Source organism: Streptomyces actuosus (assembly GCF_016921115.1).
GTDB lineage: Bacteria > Actinomycetota > Actinomycetes > Streptomycetales > Streptomycetaceae > Streptomyces > Streptomyces actuosus_A.
Genome location: NZ_JAFFZS010000028.1, coordinates 70,797 through 85,706, shown reverse-complemented (window position 1 = coordinate 85,706; position 14,910 = coordinate 70,797). Strand labels below are relative to the sequence as shown.

Sequence of the window (14,910 nt, the reverse complement as noted above, 5' to 3'; positions counted from 1 at the left end):
ATGACCGTCACCACCACCGAGAAGGCGACCGCCGAGAAGGCCGCCTCCGTCGAGTTCCGCGGCCTGCGCCGGCAGTTCGGAACCACCACGGCCCTGGACGGCCTCGACCTCGCCGTCCAGCCCGGTGAGTTCCTCGCCCTGCTCGGCCCCTCCGGCTGCGGCAAGACCACCGCGCTGCGCATGCTCGCCGGGTTCGAACACCCCGACTCCGGCGAGGTGCTGGTCGACGGCGAGGACGTCACCCGTGTTCCGGCACACCGCCGCGACGCCGGGATGGTCTTCCAGTCGTACAGTCTCTTCCCCCATCTCGACGCGGTCGGCAACGTGGCCTTCGGGCTGCGCATGCGCGGGGTCCGTACGACCGAACGCCGCACCCGGGCCACCGAACTGCTGGAACTCGTCGGCCTCGCCGACAAGGGCCGGCGGTTCCCGCACCAGCTCTCCGGCGGTCAGCAGCAGCGCATCGCCCTCGCGCGGGCCCTGGCCCTGCGTCCGCGCGTGCTGCTCCTCGACGAACCGCTGTCGGCGCTCGACGCCAAGGTGCGCCTCACGCTCCGCGAGGAGATCCGCCGCCTCCAGCAGGAACTCGGCATCACCACCCTGTTCGTCACCCACGACCAGGAGGAGGCGCTGTCGCTGGCCGACCGGGTCGCCGTGATGCACGCCGGGCGGCTGGAGCAGTGCGCGGCGCCCGCCGAGCTGTACGGCCGGCCGGCCACGGCCTTCGTCGCAGAGTTCGTCGGCACGATGAGCCGGATCCCCGGGCGGTTCACCGACGGGCTCGTCGAGGTCCTCGGCCGACGGCTGCCCGTCGACGGCCCGCCGCCCTCGGCGGCCGACGTGGACGTGCTCGTGCGCCCCGAGGCCGTCGGCGTCCGCGCCGACGCGGGCTCCGGCGCACGCGTGGCCGCCACGGCGTTCCTCGGCGCCGCCACCCGTGTCACGGTGCGGCTGGCCGACGGCACCGAGGTCAAGGCCGACCTGCCCACGCACGAGGCGGCCGCCCTCGGCGCCGGCACCGAGGTGAGCGTGTCGTTGCCGGACCGCCCCGTGCTCGTGGCGGACCGCGGCCGCTGACCCCGCCCGCCCGCCCCGCGCCCCGTCCTGTACACCGTCCTCGACGGTCCCCCCACGTACGAAAGAGACCACCGTGCCCCGACTCCCGCTGCAAGCCGTGCTGTTCGACATGGACGGCACGCTCGTCGACACCGAGCGGCTGTGGTGGGAGGTGGTGGAGCACGTCGCCGGCCGGGCGCTGACCGAGGCCGACCGTCCGCAGGTCCTCGGCCGCCCCGTCGAGCACACCGCGGCATGGCTCGCCGAGGCCGCGAGGACACCGGCCGCCCGGCTCGCCGAGACGCTGCACCGGGAGTTCGCGGACCGCGTCCGCGCCGGTGCCGCACCGCGCCCCGGCGCCCTGGAACTGCTCGACGCCCTCGCCCGCGACGGCGTCCCCACCGCCCTGGTGACCGCCTCCCCCCGAGCCGTCGCCGACACCGTCCTCGCGGTACTCGGCCCCCACCGCTTCGCCGTGTCCGTCACCGCCGACGACACCGGACGCACCAAGCCCGAGCCCGACCCCTACCTGGCCGCCTGCCGAGCCCTCGGCGTCGACCCGGCCCACTGCGTGGCCGTCGAGGACACCGCGACGGGCGTCGCCTCCGCCGAGGCGGCCGGCTGCGCCGTGCTCGCCGTGCCGTCGCTCGCCCCGATCGCCCCGGCACCGGGAAGGACCGTCCTGGACGGCCTGGACGGCGTCACCCCCGAGCGCCTGCGCGGGCTGCTGCCCCACCGGCTGCGGATCATGACCTGGAACCTGTGGTACGGCGGCACCAAGGTCCGCGACCACCGGGCCAAGCAGGTCAAGGCCATCGCGGAGTGCGGCGCCGACGTGGTCGGCCTCCAGGAGACGTACGGCACCGCCGCCGAGGAGCTCGCCGACGCCCTGGGCTGGCACCACCACCGCGCCGGCGAGAACCTCGGTGTCATCAGCCGCCACCCGATCACGCACCGCCTCGGCGACCCGGACGTCGGCTTCTACGGCGCCGCCGGGGTCCGCATCCGGGTCGAGGACCGCGCGGCCGACGTCTGGACCGCCCACCTCGCCCCCACGCCCTACGGACCCTACGGCGCCGCCTTCGACCGGCTGCCCGCGCAGGGCCTCGTCGCGGGGGAGGAGGAGCGGCTCGCCCAGATGCGGGACACCCTGCGGCGGATCGACCGGTCGCAGGCCCCCGGGGTCCCCGTCGTCCTGGTCGGCGACCTCAACTGCCCCTCCCACCTGGACCGGCAGGACGCCGTGTGGCCGGTGACCCGGGCCGCCGAGGGCGCGGGGCTGAGCGACTCCTACCGGCAGGCCCACCCCGACCCCGCCCGGGATCCCGGGCCCACCTGGTCGCCGGTGCACGCGGAGCACGAGGACGGCAGCGGGCGCCCCGAGCCGCAGGACCGGATCGACTTCGTGCTGCATCGCGGGCTCACCGTGCTGGACTCCCGCACGCTCGTCTCCGGGCGCCCGCGGCCCTGGCCGCACGTCGAGGACAACGACTGGCCGTCCGACCACGCGGCGGTGGTCACCACATTCTCCCTGCACGGGTGAGCGGGGCCGGTCTGCCATCGGTGCCATGACCTGGCGACATTGATCCCATCGCAGGGCCTCCCGAGGACCGCCCCGGACGCCGCGACTCCGGCGTCCGAGACGTCCTTCCGGGAAGGCCTCATGACACTCACACCCACCCGTGCGCCCGCGACCGCCGGGCGACGGCTCGCGGCCACGCTGTACGGTTACAGCTCCCACCTGGACACCTGCCCGTGGTGCGAACGGGCGGCGCTCACCGGCCAAGACCTCTTCAACCCTCCCCAGGCCCTCCCGCAGTACCCCGGTGCCCCCGACGCGCACGACGGGGTGCGACGGACAACTCTGATCGTGGCAATCGCCGCCGCCCTGATCCTCCTGGTGGTCCTGATCGCGGTGGCGGCCGGGTGAGCCCGGGCACCGGTAGGGCAACGGAGTTTGCTACGGATCGTGAGCACGTGTCCTGTGGGCCCAGTGCTCCTATCCGTGACCCCAGGGGCAAACTGAGGTCGATTGCGCAGGTCATCGACGTGGCTGGCTCTGTTGGGGTGATGGTGAGAAGTGCGTCATCAGCCACAGGTCCCGGACTGTCGCCCACCTGGCCGCGTACGGCGTGTACGCCGCGGTCGACGTGCGCGGCGGGCACGGCACCGCCTTCGAGGTGTTCGCGGTGCCGTACCTGCTGACGGCACTCCTGGTCACCGCGCCGCGGCTGCGCGCGCGGCGCGCGTCGTGACGTCGCGGTGTCACCGGCGGTAACCATTGCGGGAGCTGCTGGGCATCCCGTAGGTTGTGCCGGACTTCCGCGACCTTACTGACTGGTAACACCGGCAGGTACCTCATGCGTTGGCCCCCAGGCCGCCCCACCACGGTCCGCGCTCGTATCGTGGCGCTCGCCCTCGCCCCGGCGGTCGCCCTGATGGGCCTGTGGGCCTTCGCCATGGTCTCGGTCACCGGTGAACTGCGCTCCCTCGTCCGGCTCCAGGGCGTGTACGAGGACTTCGGCACCCCCGTGGACACCGCGATCGGGCAGATCCAGATCGAACGGCGCCTGTCGGCCGCCTACCTCGGCGAGGACCCCCGCACCGCGTCGCCCACGGGGCTCCTGGCGCAGCAGCGGCACACCGACCGCGCGGTCGACGCCATGCGGCAGGCGATCGGCGAGGGCGACCGCAGCCGCCTCAGCGGCCGGCAGCGGCAGGTGCTCGACGCGATGACCGCCGCCGCCGGCCGGCTGGACGAGCTGCGCGCACGCGTCCTGGCCCGCACCGTCACCTGGGACGGCGCCGTGGACGACTACAACGACCTGGTGGAACCCGGCTTCGACGTCCAGTCCTCGCTCACCGCGCTCCAGGCCGGGCAGCTGGCGCGCGAGGCGCAGGTGGTGATCGAGCTGGTGCGGGTCCGCGAGTTCGTCTCCCGCGAGGATGCGCTGGTCGCCGGAGCCCGGGCCGCCGGCGGCCTCACCGACCGGCAGTACGGCGCGCTCACCGCGACCATCGAGGACCGCCGCGTCTTCGAGCGGACGTACGTGTCCGACCTGCCGGCCGACTCCCGCGGCCTGTTCGAGGACTTCCAGCGCGACGACCTCCACCGCAGCCTCGTCCGCAGCGAGGACGCCCTGCTGAGGGCGGGCGCCCGCGGGGCGGGTGACGCCGTGACGGCCGGCAGCTGGCGCAGCACCACCGACCGGGCCGTCCAGCGGTACATGGAGCTGTGCACGCAGTCGGCCGAGAACTCCGCGGCGCGCGGCCGGGCCTTCGCCTACCGGGAGCTGGCCAAGGCCGTCGTGGTGGGGGTGGTGGGCCTGACCGCGGTCGGCCTGTCGCTGTGGTTCGCCGTGCGCGGCGCCCGCCGAATCTCCCGCCGTCTGGAGGCCCTCCGGGACGCTGCCGACCTCCTGGCGTCCCGTCAGCTCCCGGACGTGATGAGCAGGTTGAGCGCGGGCGAGGAGGTGGACGCGGTCGCCGAGGCACCGCCGCTGGCCGGCACCGGCGCCGGCGCCGACGAGATCGGGCAGGTCGGCAGGTCCTTCAACGCCGCCCGGCTGGCCGCGGTCGAGGCCGCCGTGCGGCAGGCCGCGCTGCGGCGCGGGCTTTCGGCCGTGCTGCTGAACATCGCGCGCCGCAACCAGGCCCTGGTGCATCGGCAGCTCAAACTCGTCGACACCCTGGAACGCCGCGCCGAGGACCCCGACATGCTGCGCGAGCTGTTCCGCATCGACCACCTCACCACCCGCATGCGGCGGCACGCGGAGAGCCTGATCATCCTCTCCGGTGCCGTGCCCGGGCGGCGGTGGCGGCGCCCGGTGCCCGTCGCGGAGGTGGTCGCCGCGGCCGTCAGCGAGATCGAGGACTACGCGCGCGTCCAGGTCCCGCCGATGGACCCGGTCGGGGTCGCGGCCGACGCCGTCGCGGACGTCGTCCATCTGATCGCCGAGCTCCTGGAGAACGCCACCGCGTTCTCACCGCCGCGCACGGAGGTCACCCTGCGCAGCGGGCGGGTCGGTGCCGGCTTCGTCCTGGAGATCGACGACCGAGGGCTCGGCCTCGACGCCGACCAGCTCGACGAGGCCACGCGCACGCTGACGCGGCCCGACGATTTCGACCCCACCCGCCACGACCGCCTCGGCCTGTACGTGGTCGGCCGCCTCGCCGCCCGCCACGCCATCGAGGTCACCCTCCGCCGTTCCCCCTACGGCGGCACGACGGCGGTGGTGCTGCTGCCGGCCACCGTGCTCGCGGAGCCCGCCCCGGGGGGACCCGGCGAGCCGAGCGGGCCGGGGGAGCCCGGGCGGGCGGGATCCGGTGCGCCGGCGGAGCCCGGGCGGCCGGAGCCGAGCGAGCCGGTGGAGCCGGAGTCCGGCGACCCGGAGGGCCGGTCGCGGGTGAGGACGGCGCCCGCAGTCCCAGCGCCGGACACGTCGGCGCGGGAGGGCGCTGCCCGGCCCGCCTTCGCGCCCGCCGACCCGAAGCCTCCGTCGAACGGCAGCTCACCCGAACCGTCGGCGGCCCCGCACCCCCCGGGCCCGGTCCTGCCCCAGCGCCGCAGGACCGCCCGGGCGGCCCGGGACACGGCGCCGGACGGAGCGCGGGCCGCTGCGGGACCGCGGCGCACGGACGTCGCGCACGCCGCGAGCACCCCGCAGGCCGGCAGCGATCCCGAGGACGTGAGGTCTCTTGAGGCCGCCGAAGGCGCCGGCGGCGTGCGTGCGGTGACCGGGGGCGGTCCGGACGTGGCCGGAACGGCCGGAACCGGGGATCGGCTCCGGCCGGGCGTGCCCGGTGCCGCGGACGGCGGTCGGGAGGCCGTGCCCGGGGCCGGGCAGGGCGATCGGGCGGCGGGGAGCCGGCGCCAGGACACGGTCGCCGGCCCCGAGGGAGACGCGGGCGCCGGTGCACCCGTGCTGCCCACCCGGGTCCGGCAGGCCTCGCTCGTCGCCGAACTGCGGACCGATCCGCCGCCCGCCGACCCGGGCCCGGGTCGCGAGCGCAGCGCCGAGGACATGCGGGCGATCTTCGGGGCGTTCCAGCGCGGTCTGGGCCGGGACCGCGGCGACGCGACCGCCGGCACCGCGACCGAGGGGCCCGCGCACACCGAGAGAGAGACGGACAGCGACCATGCGCCCTGACCAGAGCGACCAGCAGCCCGGCACCGACCTGGGCTGGCTGCTCGACGACCTCGTGGCCCGGACCGGCCATGTCCGCCACGCCCTGCTGCTCACCGCCGACGGACTGCCGCTGAGCTGGTCGGAGGGCATGCGCAGGCAGGACATCGAGCACCTGGCCGCGGTCTGTTCCGGCTTCCACTCCCTCGCCCGCTCGGCCGGCGACCGCTTCGACGCCGGCGGGGTGCGCCAGACCATGGTCATGCTCGACGACGCCTACCTCTTCGTCAGCCCGGCCGGCGACGGCAGCCGGCTGGCCGTGCTCAGCGAGGGGCAGACCGACGTGGGCCAGCTGGTCCACGAGATGGCCCTGCTGGTGCGCCGCCTCGGCAGCCACCTGAACGCCGCCGCCCGCTCGGCCCCAGGGGCCTGAGCCGGCCGTGAGCGACGAGCACTGGTACGAGGACGAGACCGGGCCGATGGTCCGCCCGTACGCCGTGACCGGCGGCCGCACCCGTCCCTCGACCCGGCTCACACTCGACCTGATGTCGTACGTCACGGCCGTCGACGCGGACTGCGCGCCGGCCGTCGACCATGCCCGGGCCCGTGTGCTGGCGCTGCTGCGCGGCGGGTCCCGCCCCGTCGCCGAGCTCGCCGCGGACGCCGATCTGCCCCTGACCGTCGTCCGTGTGCTCCTCGGGGACCTGGCCGAGGCCGGCCTGGTGCGCATCGACCCGCCGCGCCGCGCGCCGGTGGGCCCGCACGCCGATCCCGAGCTGCTGCGGGAGATCGCGGCACGCCTGCGGGAGCTGTAGGGCCTGCGGCGGACGTCCGTCACCGGCATGCCCGGCCCACGTCACCGGGCCCGGGATGCCCGGACCGCCCCGCTCGCCGCGCGGTCGGCATCGCCCGCGCAGGCCCCGCACCGGAGGCGAGCCCCCGGCGTGCGATCGCCTCCGCCGGACGCTGCGGGATCCGCCTTCCCGGCTCGGCGCCCCAGCCGGACCGCGGCCCCGGAACCCCAGGCCGGGGCCGCGCAACGAATCGCCGCCCGACCCGGCAGGGACGCAACGAACCGCTCACCGGTGTGCAACGGCTCCTCCTTGTCCGGCCGAGCCGGCCGACCGTACCGTCTAGGAGATCCCCCGAACCCCCTCCGCCACCGGTGAGGAACACGCATGCGCACCGCCCTGCTCCAGAGCTCCGGCCGCCCCGGCTCGACCGCCGAGAACCTCAAGGTCCTCGACGACGCCGCGGGCCGGGCCGCCGCCGCGGGTGCCGGGCTGCTGGTCGCTCCGGAGATGTTCCTGACCGGCTACGCGATCGGCGACGACATCGCCCGCCTCGCCGAGCCCGCCGACGGCGCCGCAGCCGACACGGTCGCCGGGATCGCCGCCCGCCACGGCCTCGCGGTCGCCTACGGCTACCCCGAGCGCGACGGCGACACGGTCCACAACTCCGCCCAGCTGATCTCCCCCGACGGCAGCCGCCTGGCGAACTACCGCAAGACCCACCTCTTCGGCGGGTTCGAGCGCGACCACTTCACCCCGGGCGAGCAGCCGGTCGTCCAGGCCGAGCTGAACGGCCTCACGATCGGGATCATCATCTGCTACGACGTCGAGTTCCCGGAGAACGTCCGCGCCCACGCCCTGGCCGGTACCGACCTCCTCCTCGTGCCGACGGCGCAGATGCATCCCTTCCAGTTCGTCGCCGAATCCCTCGTCCCGGTCCGGGCCTTCGAGAACCAGATGTACGTCGCGTACGTCAACCGGGTCGGCCACGAGGGTGAGTTCGAGTTCGTCGGCCTCTCCACCCTCGTGGGCCCCGACGGGATCGCCCGCGCCCGGGCCGGCCGGTCCGAGGAACTCGCCCTCGCCGACGTCGACCCGGTGTTCCTGGCCGCCTCCCGGGAGGCGAACCCGTATCTGCACGACCGCCGCCCCGGCCTGTACGGCTCCCTCCTCTGAGCCGCCGACCGGTCCGAGCCGCCCCCAGCCTCCCCCCGTTCCACCTCGCGCAAGGAGTCCGTACCCCATGACGTCCACGGTGCCCAACGCCGTCGAGCACACCGACGAGCAGCAGCCGCCGATCACCATGTTCGGCCCGGACTTCCCCTACGCCTACGACGACTTCCTCGCCCACCCCGCGGGCCTGGGCCAGGTCCCCGCGACCGAGCACGGCACCGAGGTCGCCGTCATCGGCGGCGGTCTGTCCGGCATCGTCGCCGCCTACGAGCTGATGAAGATGGGCCTCAAGCCCGTCGTCTACGAGGCCGACCAGATCGGCGGCCGGCTGCGCACGGTCGGCTTCGAGGGCTGCGACGACTCCCTGACCGCAGAGATGGGCGCGATGCGCTTCCCGCCGTCCTCCACGGCGCTCCAGCACTACATCGACCTGGTCGGACTGGAGACCAGGCCGTTCCCGAACCCGCTCGCCGAGGCCACCCCGTCGACCGTCGTCGACCTCAAGGGCGAGTCGCACTACGCCGAGTCCATCGACGACCTGCCGCAGGTCTACCGGGACGTGGCCGAGGCCTGGAACCGGTGCCTGGAGGAGGGCGCCGACTTCTCCGACATGAACCGCGCCCTGCGCGAGCGGGACGTCCCGCGCATCCGGGAGATCTGGGCACGGCTCGTCGAGAAGCTCGACAACCAGACCTTCTACGGGTTCCTCTGCGACTCCGAGGCGTTCACGTCCTTCCGGCACCGGGAGATCTTCGGCCAGGTCGGCTTCGGCACCGGCGGCTGGGACACCGACTTCCCCAACTCCATCCTGGAGATCCTCCGCGTCGTCTACACCGAGGCCGACGACCACCACCGCGGCATCGTCGGCGGCTCCCAGCAACTGCCGCTGCGCCTGTGGGAGCGCGAGCCGGAGAAGATCGTCCACTGGGCGTACGGCACCTCGCTCGCCGGGCTCCACGAGGGCGGCAAGCCGCTGCCCGCCGTGACGCGCCTGAACCGCACCGCCGGCAACCGCATCACCGTGACGGACGCGCGCGGCGACATCCGCACCTACCAGGCGGCGATCTTCACCGCTCAGTCCTGGATGCTGCTGTCGAAGATCGAGTGCGACGACTCGCTGTTCCCGATCGACCACTGGACCGCCATCGAGCGCACCCACTACATGGAGTCCTCGAAGCTGTTCGTCCCCGTCGACCGGCCGTTCTGGCTGGACGAGGCCGTCGACGGCCAGGGCAACCCGACCGGCAGGGACGTCATGTCGATGACCCTGACGGACCGCATGACCCGCGGCACCTACCTCCTCGACGACGGCCCGGACCGGCCCGCCGTGATGTGCCTCTCCTACACCTGGTGCGACGACAGCCTCAAGTGGCTGCCGCTGTCGGCGAACGAGCGGATGGAGGTCATGCTCAAGTCGCTGTCGGAGATCTATCCGAACGTCGACATCCGCAAGCACGTCATCGGCAACCCGGTGACGGTCTCCTGGGAGAACGAGCCCTACTTCATGGGCGCGTTCAAGGCCAACCTGCCCGGCCACTACCGCTACCAGCGGCGCCTGTTCACCCACTTCATGCAGGACCGGCTGCCCGCGGACAAGCGGGGCGTCTACCTCGCCGGCGACGACATCTCCTGGACGGCCGGCTGGGCCGAGGGCGCCGTGCAGACCGCCCTGAACGCGGTGTGGGGCGTCATGCACCAGCTGGGCGGGCAGACCGACGCGACCAACCCCGGCCCCGGTGACGTGTACGACGAGATCGCGCCGGTGGAACTGCCGGAGGACTGAGCACGCTCACAGTCCGGCGGCCCGCGCCTTCTCGTAGACCTCCGCTGCGGCGTCCTTGAGCTCGCGGACGTCGCGGGGGGCGGTCTGGAGGTCGACGAGGACCTCGTCCATGCCGACCTCGGCGTAGGCCGCGAGGTCCTCGACGATCTGGTCGGCGCTGCCTTGGAAGGGCTGCCGGTCACTGCCGTCGTAGGCCTTCGCCGAGTACCGGGTGTTCACCCGCACCACCCGCTCGATCGGCCGGCTGCGGCCCCGCTCGGCGGCGATGTCCTGCAGCCGGCGCCACCCGGCGGCGTACGCCCGGGCTCCCATGGCGACCGGGATCCAGCCGTCGGCCCGGTCCACCACCCGCGTCAGCGCCTTGGTGCTGCCCGCGGCCAGCAGCACGGGGATCGGGCGCACCGGCTTGGGACCGACCACGGCCGGCGCGATCGTGCTGACCCGGCCCTCGTAGGAGACCGGGTCCGGGCCCCAGACCGCCCGGCACACGCCGAGCACCTCGTCCAGCGCCGCGCCGCGCTCCTCGTACGGCAGGAACGAGGCGGCAGCGAACTCGTCCGTCGACCAGCCCGTGCCCAGGCCCGCGACCACCCGCCCACCGCTTGCGGCGTCCAGCGTGGCCAGGGCCTTGGCGAACTGGAACGGCCCGTGCAGCGGCGCGACCACGATGCCGGTGCCGAGCCGGACCCGCTCGGTGACCGCCGCGGCCAGGGTCAGCGTGACCAGGGGATGGGCCATGCCGCGGTACCAGTCCGGCCACGGCAGGCCGGGGATGCCGTACAGACCCTGGTCCGGGGCGGTCGGAACCAGGGCCCGCTCGTACACCCACACGCTGTCGTAGCCGATCTGTTCGGCGGTGCGCGCCACGTCGGTGACGTCCTGGGCGAGGTCGTACTGCCGCAACTGGGGAAGACCGAGTCCGAGGCGGATGGCCATGACGGATTGCTCCTTCGCGTTCGGTATGCCCCGTCGGCCAACGTACCGCGCGCCTCGCGGCGCGCCAGTCGGGCCCGGATCAGTCCGGCAGCGGCGTGAGCAGCATGCGCCCCGCGAAACCGACCGCGGCGTCCAGCCGTTCGGTGAACTCCACGGCGATGTCCTCCAGTTCGCGCAGCGCCCACAGGGCCCGCGCCCCGGCCCAGGCGGCGTCCCGGGCCCGCTCCAGGCTCCACGAGGCGAGCAGATGGGTGAGCGGGTCGGCGATCTGCAGCAGGTCGGGCCCCGGCATCAGATCGTCGCGGACGCGTTCCTCCATCGACAGCAGCAGATCGCCCACCCGGTCGAACTCGTCCTCCAGGTCCGCGGGGGCGCAGCCGAGGCCATGGCAGGCGTCCACGACCGCGAGCGCCAGGTCGTGTCCGATGTGCGCGTTGATCCCGGCGAGTGCGAACTGCACCGGCCGTACCCCGGGATGGCGGCGGAACTGCAGCAGGGGCCGCCAGCAGGCCGGCGGCCGGTGATCGTGCCGGGCCGCGTCCACCGCCGTCAGGTACCGCTCCGCGAATCGCACGTCCAGTGCGATCGCGGCCCGAGTGTCGGGGAAGTCGCCCGCGTCGATGCGCCGGTCCACCTCCCGCGTCACGGCGAGGTAGACACGGTTGAAGACGGCGATACCGTCCCGTGCCGGAAGAGCGGCGTCCAGGGCGCGCATCCGCGCGATCACCGCGTCGACGGGAGTGGTGAACTGTTCCAACTGCGCCATGCCGGAAGGGTCCCAGCCCTAGGCTTGCCGGCGTGGCGGCCGGCCGGCGCTTCCCCAGAACGGGGGAACCCGCCCGTCGCACGGGAGAGTGATGCACCGGGAGGGGGGTCCGGGGACCGACGGCCGGAGGCCGGGATCCGGCGGGAACGAACGGGAACGCGCCAGGTGGAGCCTGGAACGGTCCGGGGCAGGAGGAGGGGATGCGACCGTGCCAGGCTCGCGTGGTGTGCGGCTGACCGCCCGGCGGGCGCAGCGCAGGAGGGCCGGTCGGCGCAACGCCATGGTCGCGGCGGCCTCCGTCGTGGTGGCGGTGGGCACCGCGACCGGGATGATGTCCGCGCTCGACGAGCGGCGCGGTGCGGACGAGGCCCGGCCCCGGGTCACCGACTCGCCGCGCCCCGGCACGAAGCCCGTGACACCACCGCCGTCCTCGGCCCCGGCTTCCGCCGCGGCGAGCGCGACGGCCTCGGTGCCGCCCACGCCGAAGAAGGGCCCCGCGACGCCGTCGGCGACCCGGGCGACGAACGGGCAGCGCCGCGCCGCCCCGTCCGGCCGGCTCTACCGCCACCCCGACTCGCAGGTCCTCGAATGGGTCCGCGCCCACCCGGACGACCCGCGGGCGGCACTGATCGAGTCCCGGATCGCCGACCAGCCGGCCGCGGTGTGGTTCGCCGACCACGACGGGGCGACCATCGCCTCGCGGGTGCGCGTGGTCACCGCGGGCGCCGCCGCGCAGGGCCGGGTTCCGGTCCTCGTCGCGTACGCCGTCCCCGGCCGCGACTGCGGCGGCTCCTCCGAGGGCGGCGCGCCCGACCTCGCCGCTTACGACGCCTGGATCGACGGCTTCGCCGCCGGGCTCGGCTCCGGCGAGGTCGTGGTGATCCTGGAACCCGACTCGATCGCCCAGGCCGACTGCCTGTCCGCCGTCGAGCGCGCCGGCCGCTTCGCTTCGCTGGCGCGGGCCGGGCGCGTGCTGAAGGCCGCCGACCGGCGGGCACGGGTCTACTTCGACGCCGGCCACTCGGCCTGGAACCCGGCCGCCCGGCAGGCGTCGCTGCTGCGCCAGGCCGGTGCCGCCTCGGCCGCCTCCTCCGACGGCATCTTCAGCAACGTCTCCAACTTCCACCGCACGGCCGACGAGATCGCCTACGACCGGGACGTCCTCGCCGCCCTCGGCGGCCCCGCCGGGCTCGGAGCGGTGATCGACACCAGCCGCAACGGCAACGGCGCCCCGCCGGACGGCGCATGGTGCGACCCGGCGGGCCGCAGTCTCGGCCGCACGCCGACGCTGGACACCGGTGAGGAGCGCATCGACGCCTACCTGTGGGTGAAGCCGCCGGGGGAGTCGGACGGCTGCCGGGGCGAGCCGGGCACGTTCACCGCGTCGTACGCCTACGACCTGGCACGCTGAGCCGGCCTGCGGCTCCGGCGCACCGCCGGGAGATCGCGGTCCGCGGCGGTGCCCGGTGCCGTCACCGAGCCCGGGGGTGCCCCGTCACCGCGCCCGTGCCGTCCCTGCCGAAAGCCGTGCTGAGCGTCCGCTTAGGATGAGGTGGTTGAACCGTCCACAGCAGGAGAGCCACCCGTGACCGCCCAAGCCCCGATCGCCCCCGCCCTGTCGTACGGCCGGTTGATCCCCGTCACCGTCCACTTCGACGACCTCGACGCGCTCGGACTGCTCCACAACGCCCGCTACCCGCTGATGGTCGAGCGGGCCTGGGTCCGGCTCTGGCAGGACCAGGGCTTCGGATTCGAGGGCGACTGGGCCGCCGCCGGGGACGCCTGCAACGCCGTCAAGGAACTGCGGATCACCTACGAGGCGCCGGTGACCCGGCCCGGCGGGCACGCCGTCCACCTGTGGCTGGAGCGGCTGGGCACCACCGGGCTCACCTACGGCTTCCGGTTCTGCTCGCCCGACGGCGCCACCACCTACGCCCGCGGCACCCGGGTGCTGGTCCGGCTCGACCCGGCCACGCTGCGCCCGGCGCCGTGGAGCGAGGAGTTCAGGGCCGCGGGTCGGGCACTGCTGCGTCCGTCGGACGGCTGACCTTGGGCCGGTCCCGGTCACCCGCCCCCAGCACGCCCGCGAAACCGGCGACGCCGCAGGCCAGCACCGTCACCAGGCCGAAGGAGACCACCAGGTTCGTCGCCTGGGCGAGCCCGCCGACGGCGCCCGGGGCGACCAGGCCCGAGGTGTAGGTGATGGTGGCGACGCCCGCGATGGCCTGACTGGGGTTCGGGCCGCTGCGGCCCGCCGCGGCGAAGCACAGCGGTACGACGACCGCGATGCCGAGACCCACCAGCGCGAAGCCGGTCATCGCCACCGCCGGATGGCGCGAGACGACGATCAGCAGCCCGCCGAGCACGGCGAGGACACCGCCCGCGCGCACGGTGCGCACCGACCCGTAGCGGTCCACCACCCTGTCGCCCGCGATCCGGGCCACGGCCATGGTGAGGGTGAAGCCCGTGGTGCATGCCGCGGCGAGACCCGCCGAGGTCGCCAGCCGGTCGCGCAGATAGACCGCCGACCAGTCCAGGCTCGCGCCCTCGGCGAACACCGCGCAGAACCCGACCGCGCCGATCAGCAGCGCGGACCTGGGCGGCAGTGCGAACCGCGGCGGCGGCTCCGCGTCCTCGGCGGGCTGCAGGTCCAGCACCCAGGTGCAGGCCCCCACCCCGAGGACGGTCAGCACCGCGGCCGCCAGCGCGTGGTGCAGCCGGGCGTCGGATCCCAGGTGCGCGGCGAGCGTCCCCGCGGCCGAACCGATCAGGGCGCCGGCACTCCACATGCCGTGCAGCCCCGACATGATCGAGCGGCCGAGGCGGTTCTCGACCTCGACGCCGAGCGCGTTCATCGCCACGTCCGCCATGCCCGCGGTGGCCCCGAAGGTGAACAGGGCCACGCACAGGGCGAGCAGATCGGGAGAGAGGGCCGGCAGGGCCAGCGACAGCGTCCACAGGGCGATCAGGCCGCGCAGCGCGTTCCGGGCCCCGAACGTGTGGCTGATCCGCCCCGCCAGCGGCATCGCCAGGGACGCGCCGAGTGCCGGGCACGCCAGAGCCAGCCCCAGCTGCCCCGCGCTCACCCCGGCGTGGTCCTGGATCCACGGCACCCGCGTCGCGAACGACCCGGTCACGGCGCCGTGCACGGCGAACACGGCGGCCACGGCGTACCGGGCCCGCCGCACGTCGCGCAGTTCGTAGGGCACTGCTTCCATCTTCCCCCCTCCCCGGACCGTGCAGTCCGGGTCGCCGTGCCGACCCGCGCCGCCGGCGATC

14 protein-coding genes are annotated in these 14,910 nt (G+C 74.6%); 11 read left to right on the top strand and 3 right to left on the bottom strand.

Annotated elements, in window-relative coordinates; all coding sequences use genetic code 11:
- From JS756_RS27105 to JS756_RS27070, 9 genes are all read left to right on the top strand, one after another.
- Positions 1 to 1,077, top strand: a complete 1,077-nt coding sequence (locus tag JS756_RS27105) for an ABC transporter ATP-binding protein (protein WP_205385842.1) — start codon at positions 1 to 3, stop codon at positions 1,075 to 1,077.
- A 73-nt stretch (positions 1,078 to 1,150) separates the two neighbouring features.
- Positions 1,151 to 2,599 (top strand): HAD-IA family hydrolase, encoded by a 1,449-nt coding sequence (locus tag JS756_RS27100; RefSeq protein WP_205385841.1) that lies wholly within the window; start codon positions 1,151 to 1,153, stop codon positions 2,597 to 2,599.
- Positions 2,600 to 2,719: 120 nt separating this feature from the next.
- A complete protein-coding gene (locus JS756_RS27095; protein ID WP_205385840.1) occupies positions 2,720 to 2,986 on the top strand; it encodes a hypothetical protein in 267 nt (88 codons plus the stop codon).
- 202 nt (positions 2,987 to 3,188) lie between these two features.
- Complete coding sequence (locus JS756_RS37615) at positions 3,189 to 3,311, top strand: hypothetical protein (RefSeq protein ID WP_275892736.1); 123 nt, start codon at positions 3,189 to 3,191, stop codon at positions 3,309 to 3,311.
- A gap of 105 nt (positions 3,312 to 3,416) precedes the next feature.
- Positions 3,417 to 6,206: a sensor histidine kinase gene (locus JS756_RS27090; protein WP_205385839.1), complete on the top strand. Its 2,790-nt coding sequence runs from the start codon at positions 3,417 to 3,419 to the stop codon at positions 6,204 to 6,206.
- Complete coding sequence (locus tag JS756_RS27085) at positions 6,196 to 6,615, top strand: roadblock/LC7 domain-containing protein (RefSeq protein ID WP_205385838.1); 420 nt, start codon at positions 6,196 to 6,198, stop codon at positions 6,613 to 6,615. The genes JS756_RS27090 and JS756_RS27085 overlap by 11 nt, the downstream gene beginning before the upstream one ends.
- A 7-nt stretch (positions 6,616 to 6,622) precedes the next feature.
- Positions 6,623 to 6,997 carry a DUF742 domain-containing protein gene (locus tag JS756_RS27080; RefSeq protein ID WP_307791094.1) on the top strand — a complete coding sequence of 125 codons (375 nt, stop codon included), beginning with the start codon at positions 6,623 to 6,625 and terminating at the stop codon, positions 6,995 to 6,997.
- A gap of 363 nt (positions 6,998 to 7,360) precedes the next feature.
- Positions 7,361 to 8,149: a carbon-nitrogen hydrolase family protein gene (locus JS756_RS27075; protein WP_205385837.1), complete on the top strand. Its 789-nt coding sequence runs from the start codon at positions 7,361 to 7,363 to the stop codon at positions 8,147 to 8,149.
- A 67-nt stretch (positions 8,150 to 8,216) separates the two neighbouring features.
- Positions 8,217 to 9,929, top strand: coding sequence for a flavin monoamine oxidase family protein (locus tag JS756_RS27070; RefSeq protein ID WP_205385836.1), 1,713 nt, complete (start codon positions 8,217 to 8,219; stop codon positions 9,927 to 9,929).
- A 6-nt stretch (positions 9,930 to 9,935) separates the two neighbouring features.
- Here the strand turns inward: JS756_RS27070 and JS756_RS27065 are convergent, their stop codons facing one another.
- Together JS756_RS27065 and JS756_RS27060 are read right to left on the bottom strand one after the other, a co-directional pair.
- The gene (locus JS756_RS27065; RefSeq protein WP_205385835.1) at positions 9,936 to 10,865 is read right to left on the bottom strand and encodes an LLM class F420-dependent oxidoreductase; all 930 of its coding nucleotides are present in this window, start codon (positions 10,863 to 10,865) and stop codon (positions 9,936 to 9,938) included.
- A 79-nt stretch (positions 10,866 to 10,944) separates the two neighbouring features.
- Positions 10,945 to 11,631: a DUF5995 family protein gene (locus JS756_RS27060; protein WP_205385834.1), complete on the bottom strand. Its 687-nt coding sequence runs from the start codon at positions 11,629 to 11,631 to the stop codon at positions 10,945 to 10,947.
- Between the two features lie 280 nt (positions 11,632 to 11,911).
- On the opposite strand from JS756_RS27060, the gene JS756_RS27055 reads away from it, so the two are divergent.
- Positions 11,912 to 13,042, top strand: a complete 1,131-nt coding sequence (locus tag JS756_RS27055; RefSeq protein ID WP_205385866.1) for a glycoside hydrolase family 6 protein — start codon at positions 11,912 to 11,914, stop codon at positions 13,040 to 13,042.
- A 174-nt stretch (positions 13,043 to 13,216) separates the two neighbouring features.
- Positions 13,217 to 13,678 (top strand): acyl-CoA thioesterase, encoded by a 462-nt coding sequence (locus JS756_RS27050; protein ID WP_205385833.1) that lies wholly within the window; start codon positions 13,217 to 13,219, stop codon positions 13,676 to 13,678.
- On the opposite strand, the gene JS756_RS27045 is transcribed toward JS756_RS27050, so the two are convergent.
- Positions 13,635 to 14,849, bottom strand: coding sequence for an MFS transporter (locus JS756_RS27045; protein WP_205385832.1), 1,215 nt, complete (start codon positions 14,847 to 14,849; stop codon positions 13,635 to 13,637). The genes JS756_RS27050 and JS756_RS27045 overlap by 44 nt on opposite strands.
- Positions 14,850 to 14,910 lie beyond the last annotated feature (61 nt).

Excerpts from the sequence above, each read along its gene's own strand:
- JS756_RS27105 (WP_205385842.1), top strand. The coding sequence starts at position 1 with ATGACCGTCACCACCACCGAGAAGGCGACCGCCGAGAAGGCCGCCTCC.
- JS756_RS27095 (WP_205385840.1), top strand. The coding sequence starts at position 2,720 with ATGACACTCACACCCACCCGTGCGCCCGCGACCGCCGGGCGACGGCTC.
- JS756_RS27090 (WP_205385839.1), top strand. The coding sequence starts at position 3,417 with ATGCGTTGGCCCCCAGGCCGCCCCACCACGGTCCGCGCTCGTATCGTG.
- JS756_RS27085 (WP_205385838.1), top strand. The coding sequence starts at position 6,196 with ATGCGCCCTGACCAGAGCGACCAGCAGCCCGGCACCGACCTGGGCTGG.
- JS756_RS27075 (WP_205385837.1), top strand. The coding sequence starts at position 7,361 with ATGCGCACCGCCCTGCTCCAGAGCTCCGGCCGCCCCGGCTCGACCGCC.
- JS756_RS27070 (WP_205385836.1), top strand. The coding sequence starts at position 8,217 with ATGACGTCCACGGTGCCCAACGCCGTCGAGCACACCGACGAGCAGCAG.
- JS756_RS27065 (WP_205385835.1), bottom strand. The coding sequence starts at position 10,865 with ATGGCCATCCGCCTCGGACTCGGTCTTCCCCAGTTGCGGCAGTACGAC.
- JS756_RS27060 (WP_205385834.1), bottom strand. The coding sequence starts at position 11,631 with ATGGCGCAGTTGGAACAGTTCACCACTCCCGTCGACGCGGTGATCGCG.
- JS756_RS27055 (WP_205385866.1), top strand. The coding sequence starts at position 11,912 with ATGGTCGCGGCGGCCTCCGTCGTGGTGGCGGTGGGCACCGCGACCGGG.
- JS756_RS27045 (WP_205385832.1), bottom strand. The coding sequence starts at position 14,849 with ATGGAAGCAGTGCCCTACGAACTGCGCGACGTGCGGCGGGCCCGGTAC.